The sequence below is a fragment of the Desulfovibrio legallii genome (assembly GCF_004309735.1).
Classification (GTDB): domain Bacteria; phylum Desulfobacterota; class Desulfovibrionia; order Desulfovibrionales; family Desulfovibrionaceae; genus Desulfovibrio; species Desulfovibrio legallii.
Genome location: NZ_SIXC01000008.1, coordinates 25667 through 47495, shown reverse-complemented (window position 1 = coordinate 47495; position 21829 = coordinate 25667). Strand labels below are relative to the sequence as shown.

Sequence of the window (21829 nt, the reverse complement as noted above, 5' to 3'; positions counted from 1 at the left end):
CCTGGCATGCCAGGTTCTTTTTCTGAAAAATGTCGGCTTGAGTGCGGGGGACTGCGGCGTGCTGTCTCCCGCACTTTTTATTGCGGCTTTTGTTCCCGCGCCCAGCGGGCATAGGCCTCTTGCAGGCGGTTGAGCTGGCGGGGCAGCTCGGTGCGCAGGGCGCAGTAGCCTTCAATACTGCGGCGGGCCTGGCGGCGAAGGGTGGTCATGCCGGGCAGGGCTTCGAGCAGGTCGCCCACCCAGGCGGCCAGTTTGTCCGGTGCAGCGTTTTGGAAGAGAAAGCCGTTCTGGCCGTGGCGCAGCACTTCGCGTACGGCGCCGGTATCCGTGGCCAGTACGGGCAGGCCGCAGGCCATGGCTTCAAACAGGCCGGAGGAGAGGGTCTGGGAGGAGTTGCAGTAGACGTAGAAGGTGGAGGCTCGCAGCAGGTCGCGGTATTCCGTGCGGGGGACGTAGGGGAGCAGCCGTACCCTGGGGGAGCGCAGGGCGGCCGTGAGCGGGGCCGGGCAGCCTTCGGGCAGGGGTTCGCTCAGGGAAGCCAGCAGGGCCACGCGGCAGGCGGGCCGCCGCTCCAGCAGGTCCGGCAGGCCTGTGAGCATCTGCAGGAAGGCCTGGGGCGATTCCATGCCCCGGCCGGAAAACGTGATCAGCTCTTCCGTCGGGGTGGGGGTGCCGGCGGGCCGGGGAGAAAAAAAACCCGTGTCCACGCAGCGGGGCCAGACTTCCAGCCGCTGGGCCAGAAAATCGGGGTAGCGGGTGCGCTGCCAGTCTGTGGAGGTAAAGGCCAGGTGGCTTTCGCCCAGGGCCGCTGCCTGCAGAAGGTTGCCCACGGCCTGGGGGGCGAAGGCTGCCGCGTGCGGCGTGGTGTACCATTCGCCATAGACCACAAAAAAAGCCTGAGGAAACAGGCCCCGCGCCAGCATGCCGTTGCCGTGGGCGGCGGAGCAACAGAGGATTTGCGGCTCCCAGCCTGCGGCGCGCAGCCGGGCCAGACGACGGGCGGCATCGCGGGCGCGGGCAGCGGCCCGGTCCAGCAGACGGCCGGCCAGGGCCACGCCGTAGGGGTCTTCTTCCGCCTCCTGGAGGCGGCGCAGGGGGGCATCGCGCAGGTCCAGGTGGCGCACGCCGGGGATGCGCGCTTCGCGTCGGCCGTGGGCCGCGGCAAAGACGACCTCGTGGCCGGCGGCAGCCAGGGCTGCGGCCAGTTGACCAAACTCGCCGGGGAAGACGTGACTCACAACCAGAATGCGCATGTAAACTCCTCTGCGGCTGGGGCCTGAACAGCAGTAGGCCGGGGAGCCAGCCTCCTCCGGCCGTCCTCTTCTTGTTGCTCAAGGTGAGGGCTTATCCGCCGGAATCCGAGGTGATGATCTGGATGGCGTGGTTTACCGTGTCCTCGCTCACGCTGGCGGAATGCGCCACACTGATGTGCAGGTCGGCGGCGATATTGACAAAGGTATGTCCTTCACCTTCCACAGCCTTCCAGCTGCTGTCAAGAACTATTGTCGCCTTGCCGTCCGTGTCCTGCACGGTGATGCCCACATGTTCCAAAGCCGTCATGCTGGTGAGGCTGGCGGTGTCGTCCGTGGCGGTGCCGCCGTGGTCGGTGATCAGGGCGTCGATGTTTTTGATCTTGCCCGCAGCAAACAGGCTGTCCAGATCGCCCGGGGCGCTTTTGCCCACCAGAAAGTCTATGCCTTTGCCGCCGTCCGCCAGGGCGTCGTCAGGATCGTAGCGCAGGATATCGTTGCCCGCGCCGCCGTGGAGCGCATCCGCACCCGCGCCGCCGTCCAGGTAGTCGTTGCCGTCGCCGCCATAGAGGCTGTCGTTGCCCGCGCCGCCGTAGAGGCTGTCGTTGCCCGCGCCGCCGTCCAGATAATCATCGCCGCCGCCGCCGTAGATGAGGTCATCGCCGCCGCCGCCGTAGATGAGGTCATCGCCGCCGCCGCCGGAGATAATGTCGTCGCCGCTGCCGCCGGCGATGCTGTCGTTGCCCGACCCGCCGAAGAGCAAATGCGGTTGCCCGTCGTTCAGGTCTGGCGCGCTGGGCAGAGCAGGGTCCAGATGCACCGTGTAGGTGCCGTTGGCGCTGGCCCCGTGGCTGTCGCCGGCGGTATAGTTGAAGGTTTCCGTCAGGTCATTGCCGGCGGCGTGGGCCTGGGCCAGCTTGAGAAGACCTGCGGGGCTGGTATCCAGGGCATAGACATACGCGCCGGCAGTGGCGTCATAATAGAGGCTGCCATAGTGACCATTGAGGCTGCTGGTAATCGTGCAGGTCAGCGTATCATTCTGGTCCGGGTCAGTGGCGAGGTCCGTATAGGCGACGGACACGCTGGCCGTCTGGCCAGGGATAAGGCCGTTGAGCGCCAGGGTGCTGGTGGGGTCAAGGGCCGTGGGGGCGTCGTTGGCGCCCACCAGGTTGACGGTGATTTCCCGCGCGGGGGAAGTGGCCGTGGCCGAGCCCGAACCGTCGTTGGCTGTGACCGTGAAGGTTTCCGTGGCGATTTCGCCCGCGCCCAGGGCGTCGCTGGTCAGGGTATAGCTGTAGGTGCCGTCCGCATTGAGGGTCAGCGTTCCGTACAGGCCCGCCACCTCAGCCGGGGCGGCGTCTTTCTGCGCCACCTCCCTGCTTTCACCGCTTTCAGCGTTGCTCACGGTAAAGATAAGGGTATCGCCATCCTTGTCGTAGGTCGTGAGGCTGCCTTCGGCCTTCTGTCCATCCTGGTCTTCCCGCACGGTAAGCACGGTGTTGACGCTGAGCTCCGGGGCGTCGTTGGCGCCGGTGACGGTAACGCTGACGGGCACGTCAATGTGTTGGCCGTGGGCGTCCGTGGCCTGGATGTGGAAGGCGTCCGTGGCGGTTTCCCCTTCCTTCAGGCCCTGCACGGTCGGGTCGTTGTTGTTGAGGTCATAGACGTACTTGCCGCTGACCGGATCGATATAGAGCGTGCCGTACTGCCCCTGGGCCACAATGCCCGCGCCGTTGAAGTCGCCGTCGCCCGCCACGACCTTGTAGCTGAGGTTGTCCAGCCCCTGGTCATCGCTGAACAGCTCGCTGAGGCTGTGGGACCATTGGGTAAGGCCGTCTTCGGTCACGTCCTCGCTGGTGGGCGCGCCGGTGAGGATTTCCGGCCCGTGGTTGGTGCCTTTGATGCTAATGGGAATTTCTTTTTGCGAGGACGCGCCGTGCTCGTCCGTCACCACTACGGTGAAGGCATCATGCAGGGCGTCCCCTGCGGTAATATGCCTGCCGTCTGTGACCGTATAGGAGTAGGAACCATCCGGATTGAGGGTTACCGTACCGTGAGCGGTATTGATTGTTCCGTCGCCGTCCGTATCGCCCTTCAGGCTGTAGGTCACGCTGTCGCCCGCATCCACATCCGTGGCTTTGACGGTGCCCGCATGGCTGAGATTCTTGATGGATGCGGCGGCCGCCACCTCTTGCAGGGTGAAGCCGTCGGCTTGGGTAATGACCGGGCTGTCGTTGGTGCCTTGGATGGTGACGGTGATGGGCACGTTCTGCGGCACGCCGTTGAGCATGACCGTAAATTCCTCGGTGAGGGTATCGCCTGCGTTGAGGGCCTGGACGGCGTCGCTGGCGTTGTTCAGAGTATAAACATACTGGCCCGTGGCCGGGTTGACGGCAATGTAACCGTACTGGCCCTGCAGGCCTTGCACCTGGCTGCCGCCAGCCCCCTGAACGCCGAATTCCGTATTGCCGGCCGCGGAGCCGTCGGGTTTCTCGGCCTGCAGTTGGCCCGACGCCGTGACTGACGGGCCTGCAGTGCCCAGGTGGGGGTTCCAGTCCGTGCCGTTGTCTTCCTGTACGGAAGGGGCCAGGTCGCTGTCAGGGTCCATGACCCGCACGTCCGTGCCGCCGCTGCCGGGGTTGGGCGTGATGTTGATAGTGATGATCTGGGGGTCGGACTGTGCGCCGTGCTGGTCCACGGTTATTACTGGCACCGTGTCCTGCGCGTTGTCGGGGATGTCTGCCTCGTTGTTGAGGTAATAGGTGTAGTGGCCGGTTTTGGGGTTTATGGCAATGGTGCCGTACTGGGTACTGAGCTGCTGGACCTGATTGCCGCTGCTGTCCAGAAAGGCGTAGGTGCGCGTGTCGCCCGTATCCACGTCCGTACCCGCCACCGTGCCGGTGAAGACCACGCCGGGGGCGTCCGTGTCCGTCCATTGGGCCGGGTCGGTTTCAAAGGCGTTCTGCTTGACTGCGCCGGTCAGGGTACTGGCGTCCACAGCAATGACCGGCTTGTCGTTGGCGCCGGTGACGGTAAAGGCCACATCCTTGCTGATTGTTGTGCCGTCCGCGCCCGTGACTGTCACGGTAAAGGTGTCGGTCACGCTCTGGCCCACGGCCAGCGACTGCACGGCATCCTTGTCGTTAGCCGTGAGGGTATAGGTATAGCTGCCGTCGGCATTGACTGTGAGCGTGCCGTAGGTTCCCGTGCCGCCGCCGGACCAAGTGCCCTTTGCGCCGTAGTTTTCCGCATCGCCGTAGTCTGTGGTGTCCAGACCGAAGCTGCCCGTAACCATGGGGTCGTCGGTCGGGTTTGGCTCCGGCCTGACCATTGCGCCGTTGTCTTCCTGTACGGTGGTCTTGCCCGTGGTGATGACCGGGGCGTCTGCCACGCCCGTGATATTGATGTGCAGCGTGCCGTCTGTGTAGGCGTTGTGCTGGTCCATGATGCGGATAGGGAAGGCTTCCTTGTTCAGGTAGTCCTGCGCCGCCAGGCTGTCGCCTGCGCGCAGGGCCTGCAGGGCCGCCGTATCCGTAAGGGTATAGGTGTAGTGGCCGTCCTTGGTCAGAGTAAGGATACCGTAGTTGCCCTGCATGACCTGCACCACGGTGCTGCCGTTCACCAAGCCGTAGGTCAGGCTGCTTGCAGCGTCGTCCGCATCCGCGCCCGCGAGTGTGCCGCTGACCGTACCTTTGGCGCTGTCTTCGGTAAGGGTGGCCTCACTGGTGAATTCCGTGACCTTGGCGCCCGTGCCGTCCACAAAATACGGGCGGTCGTTGGCTCCGTGGATGTGGACCTCCAGGGGCTGGGTGGCGGGGGCTTCTGCCGCGTCGTGGCGCGTGTCGCGCGCGGCCAGGGTAATTTTGTCCACCAGCCCCTGCCCGGCCTGCAGGCCGTTGACCGCGGCATTGTCATTATGGAGGCTATAGCTGTAGGCGGCGGAGAAGGAGCCGTCGCCGTTGTCCGTAATGGCGGTGATGGTCAGCTTGCCGTAGGCCATGGACAGCGTGCCGCCCACAGCGATGGACGTGAACTCGCCGTTTTGCAGGACGCCGAACTGCAGGTCGGCCACGCCGGTGGCGTCCGTGGCGTGGATGGTGAAGACGCCCGCCGGAGAAGCCGTGGCATTGGCGTTGTTGGCGTCGTTTGTGCCCAGCAGCATGCCGTCTTCCGTCACCTGGGCCACCATGATATCCTTGTCGTCGGCCACAAGCGCGTCGTTCGCGCCCTTGATCTGCACGGTAATTTCTGTGCTGTCGTAGGCTCCGGCCTTGTCGCGCGCCACTACGGGTATGGTGATGCTTTTTATGCCGTCGCTGTCGCTCAGGGCCTGCACCAGATCGGAATCGTTATACAGCGTAAAAGTGTACGCGCCATTGCCGCTATTGATGCTGATTTTGCCGTAGCAGGCGTTGTAGTCCCCCTGGGCAGGGCTGAGCGCCAGATTGCCCGAACCATCGTCTTTTACATACAGGGTTGTAACAACGTTCTGACCATCCTCCACCTTGAGCGTCAGGCCATAGGAAACGGCGTCGCCGCCGGGGGTATCCGCGTCCGTTGCGACAACAGACCCCGTGATTTTATAGGAACCGCCGTCTTCGGCAACAAGGTCGTGCCCGTTGTTCCAGCCCTTGTCTGTAATTTCCGGCTGCTCGTTGCTGCCTTTGACCGTCACGGTGAGGTGCCCCTCCGTGACGGCGTGGACGGCTTCCGCGGGCTGCCCGTTGGCGTCAAAGGTTTTGCTGTCCGTAACCAGGGGGGTAAAGGCGATGGGGGCGGTTTTGCCTTCGGCCAGGGCGTTGACGCCCTGGGCCGTGTCCTCCAGGGCAAAGGCATAGCTGCCGTCCGCGTGTAGGGTAAGTGTGCCGCAGAAGCTGCCGTCTGTGGGCTTTTCGCTTACAATCTCGTAGCCCTTGCTGAGCACGTTGCCGGTGGCCTTGAGGTAGACGGTCACGTCGCCATTGACGGCAAAATGGTTGACGCCGTCCGAGGTCTGGATGCCGTAGGTGAGGGTGTCGCCCGCGTCTACGTCCGAGGCCGCAAGGCTTCCCTCCGCCGCAAATTTGTGCTCGGCAAAGTTGGGATCGGCTGCTGTGGTCGAAGTTGTCGTCGTGGTGTTTTCCTCTGCGTGCAGTTTGTTGTCAGTCTGCTTGTAGTAGAGGCCGCTTTCCTTGACTGTCAGGTTCTGGATGCTGTCAAAGGTGGGCGCGTCATTGGCCCCGTGGATGGTCAGGGTAATGGCGTCGTGGCTGTAAGCCCCGTACTGGTCCACCACGGCCACGTTGAAGTCCACGCTTTTGCTGTCGCCCGTGTCCATTTTCTGGACCACGTCGGCCGTGTCGTCCAACGTGAACGTGTAGGCGGCGGAGCTGCCGGAGCCGCTGATTTTCAGCTCTCCGTAGCAGTCTGGCCCCTTGGTGTCCGAGAGCCTGAGGCCGTCGCCGTCCTTGAGCACATAGAGCGTGTCGTGCAGGGTCGCGCCGTCAAGCCCGGCGGCGTCGCCGCCCAGAGCCAGGCCATAGGCCAGGTGGGCTGTGTCGCCGCTGTCCGCGTCCGTGCCCGCCACTGTGCCGGAAACGCTGTTGACGCCTCCGCTGCCGGCGTCTTCAGTGCTTTCCAGTGCGTCGCCGCTGATGAGCTCCAGGTGGGGCTGGTCGTTGCTGCCCCAGATGGTGATATTGATGCTGCCGTCCACGGCCGCGCCGCCCTGGTCCGGACGCAGGTGGTTTGTATCCGTATCGCTGACGCCGTAACTGTCTGTGACTGTGGGGGTAATGGTCACGTCCACGCGCGCGCCTTCGGGCAGCCTGTTCACCAGGCCGTCCGGGCTGTTGTCCAGATCAAAGCGGTACTGACCCGTGGCGGTATTGAAGTAGAGCTTGCCGTAGGCCGTGTCGATGACCTTGTCGTAGGCGGCGTGCGCCGGGTCGGCGGCGGCATTGTCCGCCGCGCCGCTGTAAGACGTGCCGTCGATGTCCACGGATTGTATCCCGTACGTGAGCGCGTCGCCCTGGTCCGGGTCCAGCGCCTGGATCTGCCCTGCGGCGTAGGTGCGGTGCTGGTCGCCGCTCAGTGCGCCGTTAGGGTCGGTCTGGCCCGCGTTCAGGGTGCGGTCGTTTTCGTTGCCGTGCAGGGCGGCGGGGTCGCGGTCCTTCGTTCCGTATGCGCCGGAAAAGACGCCCCCTTCCTTGAGGTTGAAGTCGTCCACGTGCTGCACGTCCGGCGCGTCGTTGGTGCCGGTGACGTGCACGGCAATGGGCTGGGTGATGGTGTGCCCCCGGCCGTCGTTCACGTCGATAAAAATGTGGTCTGTGACGCGCTGGCCTTGGGCCAGGGAATCCGTAGCGCCGTAAGGGCTGTTGTCCAGCGTGTAGGTGAAGTTGTAGGTAATGTCTGAACCGCCGCCCACAGGGGTGATGACCAGGGTGCCGTACTGGCCCTGAACCGTGGTGACGCCGTTAATGGCCACGGTTTTGCCCGCTATGCGCACCACGGCGGTCAGGGCGTCGCCGTCGGCGTCGCTGATGTGGAAGCTGCCGCTCTGGCTGGGCACGCCGGGGTCGCTGACGCCGGGGGCGGGCTCACCCGCCTCGCGCAGGCTCAGGCTCAGGGTTGCGCCGCCGGTGCTCAGCTCCGGTTCGTGGTTGTACAGACTGCCGTAGGTCCAGAGGTCCGAGGAAGGCTCGCCGCCAAAGGCCGTGCGGTAGTCCAGCGCGCCCAGGCGCCAGGTGCCGCCTTCCAGCGCGCTGTCGGCATAGTCCTGGTAGCGGCCTCCGCCCGTGGCGTTGGCTGCGGGCCCAGCGGCGGGGATGAGGTCTTCGTCGTTGAGTGCGGCAAAAAATTCCTCGCCGGGGACGGACGCGCCGTCCACACTGAACTCCGGTAAGGTTTCTTTGGTGACCACCTTATAAAAATCGGTAAGGCTGACGCTGCCGCCATCCGCAAAGCCGAAGACAAGATTGTCTCCCTGGCGGAACAGGGTGGCGTCGTCAGGGGCGAAGTCCAGAACAATGCGGCTCTGGGCCTGTGCGGGGATGGCTGCCTGCTGTCCGGCCGCGGGGCGGGCAAGGATGATGTCTGGCATGGGGGCTCCTATGGGGACGCCGGAAGCGGCGTCGGCACGGCGGTTGCGTCAGGGGCAACCGGATTGTTTACGCTGTGGCGATGGGGGGCTGCAAAGGCAGCGGGAGGCGCAGTCAAGCCCTGCCGTTTGCGTGGCGCAAAACGGGAAGCCCTCTGTTCGGGAGGGGACTGGGCGACAGCGTCATAGTGGGGAATAAGGACGCAGACAGCCCTGCGCCGCCAGGAGGCGGAAACAGGGCCGAGGTGACCGGAGAAGCCGGGCGTGCCGGCAAGAGGCTAAACATACACACAGTAAGCTCCACAGTGCGGTTGTCCCGACCATCCTGGTCTGGGCGGTTCTTTGTGCGCACTGCTGACCTGGCTGTGCCTTCTCCTCTTCAACCGTGAAAAGGTTGCTCCAAAGCTCTGTAATTATGATTACGTATAAGGAGATATTTGTCAAGTGTGGGGCGGCACATTGCTGCTTTCAGGAATAAAAGCGGACAGCTGCGGTGGCCGAAGCCCCCGCGGCCATCCGCTCCCAGGGGAATTCCGTTTATTTGCCGAACCAGCACTTGGGCCAGGTGCAGGTGTGACAGGCAAGGCAGTAGCCGCCTTCGCCCAGGCGCGCGGCTTCGGCGCGGGTGAGGGAGCGCCCGGCCAGCAGGCGCGGCAGCATGAGGTCCAGAAAGGTGGTTTTGTAGTACAGGGCGCAGGCGGGCACGCCCATGACCTGCATGTCGGGGCCTGCGTCGTCGGCGGGAATGCGCCCCACCATGCTCATGGTGCCCGGCAGTACGGGCACGCCGTGAAGCATGTCGGTGAGGCCCGCTTCCAGCAGGGCCTGGCGGGTCACGTCGTCCGGATCTACGGAAAGGCCGCCGGTGGTGACCAGCAAATCGGCCCCGGCGGCGCGCATGGCCTTTACAGCGGCGCGCATGGCGGCTTTGTCGTCAGGTACAATCTCTGTGCGGACCACACTGCAGCCCAGCATGTTTACCTTGGCGGTAATGACGGGAATGAATTTGTCCTCAATAATGCCCTGAAAGACTTCGGTGCCGGTGACCAGAATGCCCACGCGGGCCTTGCGCAGGGGCAGCACACGGAAGAGCGGCCCGCCCTCCAGGGCTTCCAGGGCCTGAGCGCGCCGCTCCGGAGTGATGTAGAGGGGGATGGCCCGCGTACCCGCCAGAGGGCCGCCGGACTTGACCACGGTGGCGTCCTGGCGGGAGGCGGCCATGACTTCCGGCACCAGATTGAAACGGTAAAGGCGCTCCACATCCACGCAGAACAGACCGTCGCGCTGGGCGGTAAAGTCGACCTTGCCCTCGCGCGGGGGCAGCTCATAGGTCACGCCCTCGCCGGCCATGCGGCGGGCAAAGGCTTCGGCGGCATCGTTTTCATGAATCGGGGCGCTGTGCCCCTGGGGGGCTTCTTCCGGGGTGACGGCCACGTTAAAGCGGCCCATCTGCTGCAGGCGGCAGATATCCCCCACACTGATGCGCTGTCCGGCTTTGAATTCTGGCCCTTTGAACTGGCCGGGCACAATGCGGGTCATGTCGTGGGCCAGGGTTCGTCCCACGGCTTCCTCCACAGGCAGGACGCGCTGCGCGGGCTGCGGCGCGGCGTCGTCGGGCCGGGGCAGTTCGCGCCGGGCCAGCACATAGGGGGCTTCGCCCTGGCAGCCCCGGCAGACGGGCCCGTCCTCCGCCGGGTAGGCCTCGCCGCAGAGCGGACAGCAGACAATGCGGCTCATGTGCTTGTGGCCCACGAAGCGGCGCTTGACTGTCACCGGCTCCAGCCTGCAGATGCTTTCGCCGGCGGTTTCGATTTCACGCTCCAGGCGGGGTACGTCCTGGTCGCGCTTGGGCTTCTCCTTCAGGAACCAGCCGCGGATTTCAGGGTACTGGTCCAGCGTGGCGGGGTCTATGCTCACGCGCACGCCTTCTCCGGTGTGCTTGTCAAACAGGGACACGGCATAGCGCCCAAGGTTGTGGATTTTCAGCCGGTTGTTGCCTGTGCTGCAGACGGTGAGCAACTGTACGGCGTCGGGCAGGCATTTGCCCGATTCCACTACGGCTTCAAACAGCGTGCCCGGCGGCAGGTGCCGTTTGGCCAGCTCTACCATATAGCCGCCCACCAGCAGGCCGGGGGCCGCGTAACCGTGAAAATTTTCGGCCAGACGGCGGAATTCCTCAAACGTATAGGCGCCTATATTCATATCTTCTCCATAGTTCAAGACAAGTATCCCTATGTTACGCGCAATCGTGATAAAAAGCCAGTTTGCGCAAAAAAGTACCTGACCGCGCGCCGGACGCGGAGCCGGGGGAATGGGCAGGCACGGCTGCTTGCTTCCAGGCCCAAAAACGCGCACAATGCGGCCCAGCATTTTTGCAGCAGGAGGGCCGTTCCGGTGGGCAAGCCGTACCGCTTTATTCCCCAGTTGAGCTTTGAGGAAATCCGCAAAAAGCAGACCGAAGGGCTGCGCTATACCCTGCGGCAGGCTTTCAAAAGCCCGCAGTACCGCACGCGCCTTGCGGCCTGCGGCCTCGCGCCCGATACCCCCCTGACGCTGGAAGACCTGCCGCGCCTGCCCACCGTGGATGTGGACGACCTGCGTGCGGGCTATCCTTTGCCCTTGCTTTGTGTGCCGCCCGAAGAGGTGGTGCGCATCCACGCCTCCAGCGGCACCACGGGCAAGCGCAAAATTCTGGCCTACACAGCCAGAGATGTGGACATGTTCAGCCTGCAGATCGCCCGCTGTTTTGAGCTGGCGGGCTTTACCCCGCAGGACCGCATGCAGCTGGCCGTGGGCTACGGCCTGTGGACGGCAGGCGCGGGCTTTCAGGCCGGCAGCGAACGCCTGGGCATGCTCACCGTGCCTGTGGGGCCGGGCAACCTGGAGATGCATTTGCAGCTTTTGCAGGATATGGGGGCAACGGGCTTTACGGCCACGGCCTCCATGGCCCTTTTGCTGGCAGAAGAGGTGGAACGCGCGGGCATCCGTAAAAATATCCGTCTGCGCCGCATGGTCTGCGGTTCCGAGGCGCACAGCGTCAAGATGCGCACGGCCATTGTGGACAAGCTGGGCTTGGAGGGCTGTTTTGACATCGCCGGCATGACTGAAATGTACGGCCCGGGCACGGCCATTGACTGCGACGCCCACGAGGGCCTGCACTACTGGGCGGACCTTTTTATCATTGAAGTGGTGGACCCGGCCACGCTCCAGCCCGTACCGGAAGGGCAGGTGGGCGAAATGGTGGTCACCAGCCTGTGCAAAGAAGCCGCCCCCCTGCTGCGCTACCGCACTCACGACCTTTGCCGCCTGCTGCCCCGGTCTTGCTCCTGCGGGCTTTCCATGCCCATGCACGACCGTATTCTGGGCCGCTCGGACGATATGCTCATCTACCGGGGCGTCAATATTTACCCCGGCCAGCTCATGGAGGTCATCAGCCAGTTCCACGAACTGGGCGGCGAGTATCAGGTGGAGCTGGTGCGCGATGAACGCGCCCTGGACCACATGACCCTGACCGTGGAGCGCGGCCAGGGCCAGACCGGCGGCAATGACGCGGCCCTGGCCCAGGCGCTGGAAACCCGTCTGCACAAGGCCCTGCTGGCCAGGGTGAGCGTGTGCGTCACGGACTACGCCAGCCTGCCGCGCACCTTCAGCAAGTCCAAGCGCGTCATCGACAAGCGCTGAAGGCCGCAACCGGCAATCTTTGCGCCGGCCGCATCCGGTCCGCCGTGCACACGGCGTTGACGGGCTGCGCCGGGTGCAAGCCCGCTCCCGACCGCACCGGGCGCGGGCACATCCTCCTTTCGGGGGCGTGGGGTCTTTCCACGCCCCTTGCCAAACCGGAAGACCGCCATGGATTTTTTGCGCAAAGCTCTGGAACGGGGCCTCAGCCCCGCCAATATCATCAGTTACCTGAGTCTGCAGGCCCTGCGCTGCGGCGGGCTGGCCTGGGGCACCCTGCGGCTGCGCTGCAAGGCGCGGCTTCTGGGCGTGACCCTGGGGCCGGGAGTGACGGCCCACGGCCCGGTGGGCCTCATGCGCTGGCCCGGCAGCGAAATCCGCATCGGGGCCGGGGTCAGCATTATTTCGTCCTGGCGACGGGCCACGGCGGCCACCCTGGCCGCGCCCACCAGACTCCGGACCTTTGGGCCGGGCGCGCGCATCCATATAGGGGAAGGCGCGCAGCTGAGCGGCACGTCCGTCACGGCGCGCTCGCAAACCATCCATATCGGTCGGCAGGCGCTGCTGGGGCCCAACTGCATCATTGTGGACGCGGATTTTCACGCGCCCTGGCCGCCCGAAGCCCGCGCCACGGAGCCTGGCCTGGAGCGCGACGCGCCCGTGTTCATTGGCGACTACGCCTGGCTGGGCCTGAACTGCATTGTGCTCAAGGGCGTGCGCATTGGCGAAGGCGCGCTGGTGGGCGCGGGCAGCGTGGTCAGCCGTGACGTGCCGCCCTATTGCCTGGCTGCGGGCGCGCCCGCCCGCGTGCTGCGCCGCCTAGGGCCGGAGGACGCTGCGGCGCGGGATGCCGCCGCGCGGAGCTGACCGTGTCTGTGGCCGACTATATGGCCGCCCTGCTGGCCTCGCCCACCCTGGGCGCACAGGTGACCTGCCACCGCCTGCTGCCCGCCGTGCCGGCAGTTTATGCGCCCACGCGCCTGCCCTGGCCCGCAGCCATCGCCAAACTGCTGGCGGAGCGCGGCCTTGGCGGGCTATACAGCCATCAGGCCCTGGCTACAGACCATCTGCGCGCCGGGCATTCCATTGTGGCGGCCACGCCCACGGCCAGCGGCAAAAGTCTGATCTACAACCTGCCCGTGCTGGAGCGCTGCCTGGCGGACCCCGACGCCCGCGCCCTGTACCTGTTTCCGCTCAAGGCCCTGGCCCAGGACCAGCTGGCCGGCTTTAACGCCCTGGCCGCCGCCTGGCCGCCCGAAGTCCGCCCCAGGGCCGCTCTGTACGACGGCGACACCAGCGACTACGCCCGGCGCAAAATCCGGCGCGACCCGCCCGCCGTGCTCATCAGCAATCCAGAAATGCTCCACCTGGGCATTTTGCCCCACCACGAGCAGTGGGCGGCTTTTCTGGCCGGGCTGAGCTTTGTGGTGGTGGACGAGGCCCACACCTACCGGGGCGTGTTTGGCGCGCACATGGCCCAGGTTTTTCGGCGGCTCAACCGTCTGGCCGAGCGCTACGGGGCGCGGCCCGTGTACGCGCTCTGCACGGCTACGGTGGGCAATCCCGGCGAACTGGCCGCCGCGCTCACGGGCACGGGCGGCGTACAAGGCGTGGGCGGTGCGCCGCCTGTGGTCATTGACCAGTCCGGCGCGCCCCAGGGGCCGCGCCATTTTGTGTTTCTCAATCCGGAGCAGAGCCCGGCCACAGCGGCCATCGGTTTGCTCAAGTCTGCTCTGGCCCGCGGCCTGCGCACCATTGTCTACTGCCGCTCCCGGCGCATGACTGAGCTCATCAGCCTTTGGGCCGGGCAATCCGGGGCCTTTGGCAAGCGCATTTCTGCCTACCGGGCGGGTTTTCTGCCGGAGGAGCGCCGTCGCATCGAGGCGCGCATGGCTTCCGGCGACCTGCTGGCCGTGGTCAGCACCAGCGCGCTGGAGTTGGGCATCGACATCGGCGGCCTGGACGTCTGCATTCTGGTGGGGTACCCCGGCACGGTCATGGCCACCCTGCAACGCGGGGGGCGGGTAGGCCGCGCGCAGCAGGAGTCGGCCGTCATCGTGGTGGCGGGCGAAGACGCCCTGGACCAGTATTTTGCCCGCAATCCGGAGGATTTTTTCAGCCGCCCGCCGGAAAAGGCCGTGGTCAACCCGGATAATGAAGTCATCCTGGCCCGGCATTTGGAATGCGCCGCCGCCGAACTGCCCCTGACCCTTGACGAAGACCTGCTGCGCGGCCCGGCGGCCCGGCAGGCGGCGCGCGACCTGCTGGGCCGGGGGCTTTTGTTGCGGACGGCGGATGGCAACCAGCTGCTGGCGGCCCGCAAGCGCCCGCAACGCCTGGTGGACCTGCGCGGATCGGGCCAGACCTGCTGCATTGAGGATGAAGAAGGCAATGTCATCGGCACGGTGGACGGCTTCCGCGCCTGGCGCGAAACCCACCCCGGCGCGGTCTACCTGCACCACGGCCGCAGTTACGTTATTACCGAGCTGGATACGGCCCGCGGCCGGGTCCGGGCCAGGCCGGAGAAAGTGACTTGGTTTACCCGCACGCGGGGGAACAAGACTACGGATATCCTGGAAGAAACAGAACGCCGCTCCCTGGGCCGGGTGCTGGTCTGCCGGGGGCGGCTGCGTATTACGGAGCGCATTACGGGCTACGAAAAACGCAGCACGTCAGGCAACCGGCTGCTGACCATCGTACCCCTGGACGCGCCACCGCAGGTTTTTGAAACTGAGGGCCTCTGGTATGTCTTTCCCGACGTGCTGCGCGCGTATCTGGAAGAGCGCTTTCTGCACTTTATGGGTTCCATCCACGCCCTGGAACACGCGGCTATTGGTTTGCTGCCCCTGCTGATCATGGCGGACCGCAACGATTTCGGCGGCATATCCACGCCCCTGCACCCGCAGTTGGGCCTGCCCGCGGTGTTTATTTACGATGGTCTGCCCGGCGGCGCCGGTCTCACCCGCCAGGCCTTTCCCGATGCGCGGCAATTGTTGGAAGCCACCTGCAAAACCGTGGCCGCCTGCCCTTGCGAGGACGGCTGCCCTTCTTGCGTGCATTCGCCCAAGTGCGGCTCCGGCAACCGGCCCATCAGCAAGCAGGGCGCGCTGGAGCTGTTGCGCCAGGCCCTGGCCCCCGGCGACGAGGGCGATCGGCTGGCCGCCTCCTTGCGGATAAGCCCGGCCCCGGACCGTCTTACGCCGGACGTTTTCGCCCCCACATCCCCGACAGCCGCCCCGGAGGTTCCCATGACCGCTCCTGCAGACTCCCTTGGCCCCCAAAACTCCGCCGCCATAGCTGTGACGGATGCGCCTGCCGATTCCGGCCCGGTCCGGAGCGCCCCGCCCGCGCACTATGTGGTTTTTGACGTGGAAACCCGTCGCTCCGCAGCGGAGGTGGGCGGCTGGAACCGGGCCGACCGCATGGGGGTGAGCGTGGCCGTGGCTTATGACAGCGCGGCCGACGACTTTTTTACCTACCGGCAGGAGGAACTGCCGGACCTGTTTGCGCGCCTGCGCGCCGCCCACCTGGTCATCGGCTTCAACAGCCTGCGTTTTGACTACGCCGTGCTGCGGCCTTTTGCGCCCTTTGAGCTGCGCGGCCTGCCCAGTCTGGATTTGCTGCAGCGGGTGAACCAGTCCCTCAATTACCGGGTTTCGCTGGATAACCTGGGGCAGGCCACTCTGGGGGAGCCCAAGAGCGCCAACGGTCTGCTGGCCCTGCAATGGTGGAAGGAAGGCCGCCTGGAGGATATCGCCCGCTACTGCCGCAAGGACGTGGACATAACCCACCGGCTGTACCGTTACGGGCTGGAACAGGGCTATCTGCTCTTCCGCAACAAGGCCGGCGCAGCGGTACGGGTGCCCGTAGACTTTATGGCGCAGTCAACCGGTCACTGACGGCGGGTTTTATCCGGTTTTTCGGGGCGGGTCCTTGGGGGGCGCAAGCGTCCCCGAGAGCGCCTTTCCGCACAAAAATTTTTGCCGTTTCTCAGGGCAGAGTACCTTTGAGAACAGGCATTCAAAGGTTACGGCACGCGCGTTCCAGCGCTTAAGCGCGCCAATAAACAGCGGTATGGTCTTTATCCGTAGCCTTCTGCGTTGCAACGGCTGAAGCTGCGCTTGCGCCTCCACGGCGGGCGGCTGCTTACGCAACCGTCAGAGCATTGCAACGTTGCACTGCCCCAGTTTCAGATTTCGCTTTGCGGGGCACGGTCCAGCTTTTCTGCCAGGGAGGTTACGGCGGTGGCGGGGTCGAGGCCCAGGCGCGGGGCCAGGCCGGGGAGATTTTCCACGGCGTCGCAGGGGCGCACATAGAGGGGTTCCACGTCCTTGGCAAAGTAGTCGCCGTGGCGGGCCAGCAGGCGCAGGGCCGTTACGGAAGGACAGGTCAGGTCCGGCAGCGCGCTTACGGGCAAGCCGGGGGCGTCTGTGGCTGTTTGCAGGGCGTCGGCCAGGGGGGCGTTGCGGATAAGGCCGCTGCCACAGACCCAGACGCGGGGGGCGGGGTCCGTGCCGGGCGGCAGGGGTTCGGTACGGCTCTGGGCGATGCGTTGGGCGGCGGCCTCCGGTGTGCAGAGGTCCACAGGGCGCAGGGGCTGGGGCGGAATCAGCGGGCCGTAGCTGCGGTAGGGCTGGCAGTGCACCAGGTTGCGGCGGGCGTGGGTCAGCACCCAGATGGGCGCGCCGTAAAGCACGCCCCTATCCACAGCCAGGGTGGCGGCCAGGGCCTGCAGGTAGTCCAGGCCCGCCAGCCGCACCTGCCCCGTGCGGCGCAGGGCCGCGGCCGTGGCCAGCACCAGGCGGATGCCGGTAAAAGAGCCTGGCCCGCGCACGCAGGCCAGGCGGCGAAAATCCGCCAGGCGCAAATCCAGGGCGGCGCAGATATGGCGCAGGGCCGGGGCCAGAATTTCCGTGGCTCGTTCTGGGCGGCGCCATTCCTGGGCGCAGAGCAGGGTTTCGTCCTCCGTCACCACCATCTGCAGCGCGCCTTCGGCGGCGTTGAGGATGAGCTCCAGGCCGGTGCCCGTGGTCATGAGCCGCTCCCGAACCAGCCCGTGTTTTTAAGGATGCGCCAGACGTCGTTGTAGGTGGCCAGCAGCATGAGGGTCACCAGCAGGGCCAGACCAGCGCGCATGGCGTACTCCTGCACCTTGGAGCTGAGGGGGCGGCGGAAGAGCATTTCCCAGAGGCAGAAGAAAATCTGCCCGCCGTCCAGCACGGGGATGGGCAGCAGGTTGAGGATGCCCAGGTTGATGCTGATGAGCGCCGTAAGCGCCAGCAGCCCGGCCAGGCCCTGCTGCGCTTGCTGCCCCACCATCTGCATGATCATGATGGGGCCGCCCACCTGATCCAGGGGCACCACGCGCTCCACCAGTTTGACCAGGCTTTGCCAGGTCAGGGAAACCATTTCAGCGGTCTGGCTCAGGCCCGCGCTGGCCGCATCCAGAAAGCCGTGCTCCACCAGGCGTACGCCGCCGGAATTGCGGATGCCGATGAGCCAGGCGGTTTCTTCTTCGCCAAAAATGGTTTTGCGGGTGGCGCGTTCCGGCGTCAGTTCCAGGCTGAGACGCATGCCGCCTGCGGCCATGTCTGGGCCGTCGGGCGCGGTTGCGGCTTCCGGAGCTGCGGGCGCAAGGTCGGGGGCTGTGTCCGGCCGCCGCACTTCCAGGTGCAGGGTGCGGCCGTCGCTCTGGTTGATGGCCTCGGCCATGACCTGCCAGCTGTCCACGGCCCGGCCGTCAATGGAAAGGATGGTGTCGCCGGGGGCCAGACCAGCCCGAGCGGCGGGGCTTTCCGCCACCACGCCGCCCACCTGCGGCAGAAGCACAGGCGTGCCCCAGCCCCAGGCCATAATCCAGCACAGAATCCAGGCCAGCAGCACGTTGGCCACAGGCCCTGCCGCCACCACCAACAGCCGCTGCCAGGCCGGACGCAGGGCAAAACTTTCCTGCTCGGTAAAGCCGTCGGGAATCTCGTTGGCGTCGCTCTCGCCCACCAGAGCCACATAACCGCCCAGGGGGACAAGCGAAAGGGCGTATTCCGTCTTGCCCTTCTTATATTTGAGGATTTTGGGGCCGAAACCCAGAGAGAAGGTGGAAACCCCCATGCCCAGGCTTCTGGCCACGGCAAAGTGTCCCAATTCGTGAAAAAAGATCAGACCACCCAGAACGACGATCACAGCAATAACGGTTGTCAGCACAGGCATCCTCCGGGGCGGGCCAAGGCACGGACCCGCTCGCGGCTCAGGCGGTCCAGCTCTTCCAGCCGTGCCGCCAGGGTATGGGCCTCCCGCGTCAGGGCGGCAGGCGTGGACGCGCCGGGAGCGGATATGACCGCCTCTGGCGCGCAGAAAGATTCGTGTCCGGGGTGTTCGGCCTCGTGGGCCTGCAGCACGGCGGCAATGAGCCGGGGAATATCTGTAAAACCGCAGTTTCCGTGCAGAAACAGCTCCACCGCTGCCTCGTTGGCCGCGTTGAGCGCCACGCAGCGCCCGCCGCGCCCGGCCAACGCCCGCCGCGCCAGGTCCAGGCAGGGAAAGGCCGCCACATCAGGCCGCTCAAAGGTCAGCGGCGTGCGCGTCAGGTCCGGCGGCGGCACGTCTCCGGCTTCACAGCGCGGCCAGAGCAGGCAATGGGCAATGGGCAGGCGCATGTCCGGCGTGCCCAGCTGGGCCAGCTGGCCGCCGTCCCTGAACTGCACCAGCGAATGCACCACCGACTGCGGGTGCACCAGCACGTCGATGCGCTCCACCGGCGCTCCGTAAAGATGAAAGGCCTCGATGACCTCCAGCCCCTTGTTCATGAGCGTGGCCGAATCCACCGTGATCTTGGCCCCCATGCTCCAGTTGGGGTGCTTGAGGGCCTGCTCCGGCCGGACCTGGGCCAGCCGTTCGGCCGTCCAGCCGCGAAAAGGACCGCCCGAAGCCGTCAGAATGAGCCGGTCCACGTCCTGTCCGCGCCCAGCCAGGCACTGAAAAATGGCGTTGTGCTCCGAATCCACGGGCAGGATAACCGCGCCGCTGCCCGCGCAGACCCGCCGCAGCAGATCCCCGGCCAAAACCAGCGATTCCTTGTTGGCCAGGCAGATGACCTTGCCCGCCAGGGCCGCGGCCAGCGTGCCCGACAGCCCTGCGGCCCCCACCTGGGCCGAGAGCACGGCGTCTGCCTCGGGCAGGGCCGCCAAAGCGGCGTAGCCTTCGCGTCCGATCAGAATGTGCGGAGTGTAGTCCGTCGGCAACAGCGTTCGCAGCGCGTCCGCCGCCGCCGCGTCCAGCACCGCCAGGTATCCCGGCCGCCAGCGCACGGCCTGGGTTGCCAGCTTCTGCACATTGCGCGCGCACGAAAGCCCCACCACCCGCAGCAAGTCCGGATGCCGTTCCACCACCGCCAGGGCGCTGCCCCCGATGGAGCCCGTGGAGCCCAGCAAGACCAGCCGCCGCGGCCAAGCATCGCACCACGCCGCCGAAGGCGGGCCGGAAATGTAATCAACCTGCGGGCCGCCGCGGCCCGGCCAGAGTGTCGTCATAGGTTGCGTCCAGTGGGGCGGAGGGGATTTTGTGGGGGAGGGCCCCTTTTTGCAAAAGGGTCGCCTCCCCCACGCCCCCACCCCCTAAAATTTTTACTTCCTCAGGGCACGCCACAGACGTACCAGGGTACAGGATAGGCGGACGGGAATGCCCAGAGGGTCGCCCCGATCCCGACCGAACCAGAGCTCAAAAGGCGCGCCACCGAGTTTGACGCAGCCCAAACCGCAAGAAGACGCCCGTGCCGATTTCTCCCCTTCCTTTGGAAAAATTGCGAGATTTTTGTGGTTTGGCAAGGAAAACCGGTAGAGCGCCGCAGGGAGCAGAGTCCACCTATATGACCAAGGCGCGCCACCGAGTTTGACGCAGTCCAAACCGCAAAAAGACGCCCGTGCCGATTTCTCCCCTTCCTTTGGAAAAATTGCGAGATTTTTGTGGTTTGGCAAGGAAAACCGGTGGAGCGCCGCAGGGAGTATAGTCCACCTATATGACCAAGGCGCGCCACCGAGTTTGACGCAGTCCAAACCGCAAAAAGACGCAATTTTTTAGAAGAAGAAGAACCACTGATCCACCACCGCAAACATGGGCATGGCAAAAAGCAGACTGTCCGCCCTGTCCAGCATGCCGCCGTGGCCGGGCAGAATCTGGCCGGAATCTTTGACGTTGACCGAGCGCTTGAGGGCCGATTCAAACAAATCCCCCAACTGAGCAAAGGCATTGACCGCAATGCCCAGCAGGGCAAAGGAGAACCAGCCGGTTTTGCCGTAAACCTGGCCGTATATGGCACAAAAAAGCACACAGGCCGCCAGGCTGCCCACCGCGCCCTCGGAGCTTTTGTTGGGGCTCACACGGGGCCAGAGCTTGTGATGGCCGAAGCGCGTGCCCACAAAGTAGGCAGCGGTGTCTGAAATGGCCACGGCTGCGATGATGAAGATGAGCTTGGTGGTGGAAAGATAGGTGGCGGGCAGCAGCAACAGGGGCACATAGGCCAGCCCGGCCATAAAGATGCCGCTGGAGGCAAAGGCGTTTTCCTCCTCCACCACGTCCCAGCGGAACAAAAAGCTCATGGCGGCCAGCACAAAGCCCGCGCCCAGGCAGACCAGGGCGTCTTGCGGCCGGTGCAGCCAGGTCAGGCCCAGCATGCCCCAGCCCAGCGCTATGGCGCAGACGCGGCTGGAAATGCGGCCGCCGTGGCCCCAGAATAGGGAATAGAATTCCCACAGGCCCAGGGCCGAGGCCGCCAGAATGACTGCCAGCAGAGGCCAGCCCCTGTGCCAGAGCACCAGCAGCAGCACTGCGGCCAGGGCGAGCCCCGTGACAATGCGCCGAAAATCCATGGGATGACGAGAGGCGGGTTCAATGGGCATGGAGTTGCTCCTCTGTTTTGCCGAAGCGGCGCGAGCGGGCGGCGTAAGCCCGCAGGGCCGCGTGCAGTTCTTTGGCGTCAAAATCCGGCCAAAGCACGGGGGTAAAGTACAGTTCGCTGTAGGCGCACTGGTAGAGCAGGTAGTTGCTCAGACGCTGTTCGCCGCTGGTGCGGATCAGCAAGTCCGGGTCGGGCTGCCCCGCCGTGTAAAGACGGGTGGCGAGGCTCTGTTCGGTGACGTCTTCGGGCTTGGCCCCTTCGCGCAGAAAAGCCTGCACGGCGCGCACCAGTTCGCCCCGGCCTCCGTAGTTGAGGGCCAGGTTGAGGACCATGCCCTGCCCGGCCTCGGTGCGCCTGATGGCGTGGCGCAGGGCCGTGCGCTGGGGCACGGGCAGGCCGTCCAGATCGCCCAGCACGTTGAGAGCAATGCCCTTTTCCTCCATCAGCGGCACTTCTTTGCGCAGAAATTCCAGCAGAAGAGAAAACAGGGCGCTGATTTCGGTTTTGGGGCGGCTCCAGTTTTCGCTGGAAAAGGTGTACAGGGTCAGGTAGCCGATGCCCAGGGTGCGGCATTCCGTGACTACGGCGCGCACGGCTTCAGCCCCGGCCCGGTGCCCGGCTTCGCGGGGCAGGCCGCGCTGCTGGGCCCAGCGGCCGTTGCCGTCCATGATGATGGCCAGATGGCGGGGCAGATGTTCGCTTTTTTCAGTCATGGGCATACAGCCTGCGCGTTTGGGCCCGGCGTTTCTGCCGCGCCGGCCGGGTGTCGCGGTCGGAACGACTGCCGGACAAAGCACAAAAGACGCGGACGGCGCGGGGCCGCCCGTCGCAAAAGGCACGAGTTGCCGGATACGGCTTCCTTCGACGGCGTTGCCGCGGCGACCGGCCCTGGACATGTTGCTTCTGCGAAGCGTGTCCTCAGCATTATAT

General features: G+C 65.4%; 11 protein-coding genes. 3 read left to right on the top strand and 8 right to left on the bottom strand.

Features of this window, described 5'->3' with window-relative positions; all coding sequences use genetic code 11:
• Positions 1 to 77 precede the first annotated feature (77 nt).
• The 3 genes from EB812_RS07550 to EB812_RS07540 all read right to left on the bottom strand — a co-directional run bounded on the left by EB812_RS07550 (position 78) and on the right by EB812_RS07540 (position 10533).
• Positions 78 to 1253 (bottom strand): glycosyltransferase, encoded by a 1176-nt coding sequence (locus EB812_RS07550; protein ID WP_130958002.1) that lies wholly within the window; start codon positions 1251 to 1253, stop codon positions 78 to 80.
• Between the two features lie 91 nt (positions 1254 to 1344).
• Positions 1345 to 8334, bottom strand: a complete 6990-nt coding sequence (locus EB812_RS07545; protein ID WP_130958001.1) for a VCBS domain-containing protein — start codon at positions 8332 to 8334, stop codon at positions 1345 to 1347.
• 534 nt (positions 8335 to 8868) lie between these two features.
• On the bottom strand, positions 8869 to 10533 hold the full coding sequence (locus EB812_RS07540) for an FmdE family protein (RefSeq protein ID WP_130958000.1): 1665 nt from the start codon (positions 10531 to 10533) through the stop codon (positions 8869 to 8871).
• 192 nt (positions 10534 to 10725) lie between these two features.
• Here EB812_RS07540 and EB812_RS07535 point away from each other — a divergent pair, with 192 nt between their 5' ends.
• The 3 genes from EB812_RS07535 (at position 10726) to EB812_RS07525 (ending at position 15908) form a co-directional block, all read left to right on the top strand.
• The gene (locus tag EB812_RS07535) at positions 10726 to 12012 is read left to right on the top strand and encodes a phenylacetate--CoA ligase family protein (protein ID WP_118229718.1); all 1287 of its coding nucleotides are present in this window, start codon (positions 10726 to 10728) and stop codon (positions 12010 to 12012) included.
• Positions 12013 to 12180: 168 nt separating this feature from the next.
• Positions 12181 to 12876, top strand: coding sequence for an acyltransferase (locus EB812_RS07530; RefSeq protein ID WP_118229717.1), 696 nt, complete (start codon positions 12181 to 12183; stop codon positions 12874 to 12876).
• 20 nt (positions 12877 to 12896) lie between these two features.
• Positions 12897 to 15908: a DEAD/DEAH box helicase gene (locus tag EB812_RS07525; protein WP_130958055.1), complete on the top strand. Its 3012-nt coding sequence runs from the start codon at positions 12897 to 12899 to the stop codon at positions 15906 to 15908.
• 290 nt (positions 15909 to 16198) lie between these two features.
• Here the strand turns inward: EB812_RS07525 and tsaB are convergent, their stop codons facing one another.
• The 5 genes from tsaB to EB812_RS07500 form a co-directional block, all read right to left on the bottom strand.
• On the bottom strand, positions 16199 to 17044 hold the full coding sequence (tsaB, locus tag EB812_RS07520) for a tRNA (adenosine(37)-N6)-threonylcarbamoyltransferase complex dimerization subunit type 1 TsaB (protein WP_130957999.1): 846 nt from the start codon (positions 17042 to 17044) through the stop codon (positions 16199 to 16201).
• Positions 17041 to 18210, bottom strand: a complete 1170-nt coding sequence (locus tag EB812_RS07515; protein WP_118229715.1) for a M50 family metallopeptidase — start codon at positions 18208 to 18210, stop codon at positions 17041 to 17043. The genes tsaB and EB812_RS07515 overlap by 4 nt, the downstream gene beginning before the upstream one ends.
• Positions 18204 to 19535, bottom strand: a complete 1332-nt coding sequence (dxr, locus tag EB812_RS07510) for a 1-deoxy-D-xylulose-5-phosphate reductoisomerase (protein WP_118229714.1) — start codon at positions 19533 to 19535, stop codon at positions 18204 to 18206. The genes EB812_RS07515 and dxr overlap by 7 nt, the downstream gene beginning before the upstream one ends.
• A 543-nt stretch (positions 19536 to 20078) precedes the next feature.
• The gene (locus tag EB812_RS07505; protein WP_118229713.1) at positions 20079 to 20900 is read right to left on the bottom strand and encodes a phosphatidate cytidylyltransferase; all 822 of its coding nucleotides are present in this window, start codon (positions 20898 to 20900) and stop codon (positions 20079 to 20081) included.
• Positions 20890 to 21612, bottom strand: a complete 723-nt coding sequence (locus EB812_RS07500) for an isoprenyl transferase (protein WP_130957998.1) — start codon at positions 21610 to 21612, stop codon at positions 20890 to 20892. The genes EB812_RS07505 and EB812_RS07500 overlap by 11 nt, the downstream gene beginning before the upstream one ends.
• Positions 21613 to 21829 lie beyond the last annotated feature (217 nt).

What these genes read in the sequence shown, in the direction of transcription:
- EB812_RS07525 (WP_130958055.1), top strand. Translation starts at nt 12,897, where the DNA reads ATGGCCGCCCTGCTGGCCTCGCCCACCCTGGGCGCACAGGTGACCTGC.
- EB812_RS07505 (WP_118229713.1), bottom strand. Translation starts at nt 20,900, where the DNA reads ATGCCCATTGAACCCGCCTCTCGTCATCCCATGGATTTTCGGCGCATT.
- EB812_RS07545 (WP_130958001.1), bottom strand. Translation starts at nt 8,334, where the DNA reads ATGCCAGACATCATCCTTGCCCGCCCCGCGGCCGGACAGCAGGCAGCC.
- EB812_RS07530 (WP_118229717.1), top strand. Translation starts at nt 12,181, where the DNA reads ATGGATTTTTTGCGCAAAGCTCTGGAACGGGGCCTCAGCCCCGCCAAT.
- EB812_RS07540 (WP_130958000.1), bottom strand. Translation starts at nt 10,533, where the DNA reads ATGAATATAGGCGCCTATACGTTTGAGGAATTCCGCCGTCTGGCCGAA.
- EB812_RS07550 (WP_130958002.1), bottom strand. Translation starts at nt 1,253, where the DNA reads ATGCGCATTCTGGTTGTGAGTCACGTCTTCCCCGGCGAGTTTGGTCAA.
- EB812_RS07500 (WP_130957998.1), bottom strand. Translation starts at nt 21,612, where the DNA reads ATGACTGAAAAAAGCGAACATCTGCCCCGCCATCTGGCCATCATCATG.
- tsaB (WP_130957999.1), bottom strand. Translation starts at nt 17,044, where the DNA reads ATGACCACGGGCACCGGCCTGGAGCTCATCCTCAACGCCGCCGAAGGC.
- dxr (WP_118229714.1), bottom strand. Translation starts at nt 19,535, where the DNA reads ATGACGACACTCTGGCCGGGCCGCGGCGGCCCGCAGGTTGATTACATT.